The sequence below is a fragment of the Barnesiella sp. CU968 genome, from assembly GCF_905219685.1.
In the GTDB taxonomy this organism is placed as follows: Bacteria; Bacteroidota; Bacteroidia; order Bacteroidales; family Muribaculaceae; genus Lepagella; species Lepagella muris_A.
In genome coordinates, this window is the sequence record NZ_CAJMXD010000504.1 from 1 (window position 1) to 1,770 (window position 1,770).

The following is a 1,770-nucleotide window of genomic DNA, read 5'->3' on the forward strand; positions in this document are numbered from 1 at the left end:
CCAGAAAATCGCGTAACCAACATGAATACAGAGTTTAACAATTTCGCATTAACAGATTTTAAGAGACGCCAGTGACTGCACGTCGTATTACTCGTGTCTGATAAGTAACGCCTTGATATGTGACTGATGCATAAGGTCTAACATGTTCAGCCAGTTCTATGGGATCGTAACCTATGATTTCGAGATGTGAATCTACGATTTCATATTTGATGAAGTCCAGAAAAAAACTTGTATTATCAATAGGTGAGAATACCACGCCTGTGGAAGTGGTGCCATCAGCTTTGATGATAACGCTTGAGTTGTTTTCTGATATTGAACCACCGGGAGATTCTGGATTCTTAGGTTCATCTGATGAACATGAGTTCAAAGATATAAATAGCAGTGACGCAAGGATTTTAATTACATTTTTCATAACCATTCAATTTATCTCTGTGATTCTGTTACAACAAGCAGTCCTTTTCTTTTAAGAAAATCGAGTAATGTGCTATAACCGTAATAATTATGCATGTAGTTAGAGGCTGCCTCATGAACACAATCGCTGCTGAAATCGGGGAATCGCTTCTGTAAAAGTCTTTCGACATCTTCTTGATTTAGAGGAGAGTCACAGACACATGATAAATAACAAACCATCATCCAGCTATGCAGATCGTTTGGATTTCCCAGGTCTTTGGGGAAGTAGTCCGGCAGCCTGTTGACAAATTCATTCAGCGCATTTTTTAAATCCATAGTCATAATTGTTTAAATCATCTCCGGCTCCAGGAGACGTTGAAATAAACAAAAAAGCGTGGAGCCTTGCTTGTCGCCCGTTCCACGTTCTGAGGCTCTGGTATGCCCATTGGAGTTGAACGGACGATGCAGAAGCCACACGCTGAAATATGTGATATATTGCATGCATACCGGATTGTAGTCCGGATGCCGGCTGTATATACACATTCCATATGGCATCTACTATCGTCTCATTCTTGACTCCAATTGAAATTTACCAGATTCCAGAACGTCAAGAAAGAGCGTTAGCAAACGCTTTTCAAAATGTAAGACCCCGCCCACTTTACCCGAGACCGGGCTCCTGCAGGTCGATCTTTGAGCAAAATTACAAAATTTATAGTAAATTGCCAAATATAAAGATGTGTTAAGAAATATGTTAAGAAATTGTTATTTTGCGCATGATGATTTTTGATTGTTTGTCAGTATCTATAAACGAAAATTTAGGCTGAATCCTTCGAATGGAATCAGCCTAAATTCTTAAAATGCTAAATACAAGTTTAGTGGCAGTCTTTAATTTGTGGAAGGGAAGTGCTTTTCGAGGCGTTTTGCCTCGTCAGCGGTTATCTGAATGACAGCACCGTGTTTGGGACTTGTGAAATTGGTCGATTTCATCGGACCGTCGTTGAAATGTCCGATAGGAATGAATGTCTTGAAGTCGGTAGTCTCGACGAAACCGAAATTGTGAGGGTTGATGCTGAACACATCATACATCACTACCCAGCGGTTCTCGCCGATGCGTTTCCAGACATTGGGAGCCTCGCAGCTTTTCGGCTCGTTGTCTATCTGTCTTCCTATATAGTTGTAACCTGTATTTATCTTGTCAGAAAAAGCAATCTTGATTCCCCCCGGATTTTCCTGCGCCACATATGTCATTGCATATCCGCCTTCCGGAAGAGGGCATATGTCGGCATCAAGCACCTGTATCTCTTCGTTAGGATATTCATAGAGTTTCTGCGGCATTGTCACGAGTCGGGTGAAATCTTTGTCGGTATATGCGTAATAGAT

General features: G+C 41.1%; 2 protein-coding genes and 1 pseudogene. 1 reads left to right on the plus strand and 2 read right to left on the minus strand.

Annotation, left to right across the window (positions count from 1 at the left end):
* Positions 1–209 precede the first annotated feature (209 nt).
* Positions 210–467: a hypothetical protein gene (locus JX312_RS14190; protein WP_239653931.1), complete on the plus strand. Its 258-nt coding sequence runs from the start codon at positions 210–212 to the stop codon at positions 465–467.
* Positions 468–738: 271 nt separating this feature from the next.
* Here the strand turns inward: JX312_RS14190 and JX312_RS13140 are convergent, their stop codons facing one another.
* Positions 739–933: a hypothetical protein gene (locus JX312_RS13140; protein WP_204458375.1), complete on the minus strand. Its 195-nt coding sequence runs from the start codon at positions 931–933 to the stop codon at positions 739–741.
* Between the two features lie 342 nt (positions 934–1,275).
* Positions 1,276–1,770 (minus strand): annotated as a pseudogene (locus tag JX312_RS13145) (hypothetical protein); the annotation flags it as partial.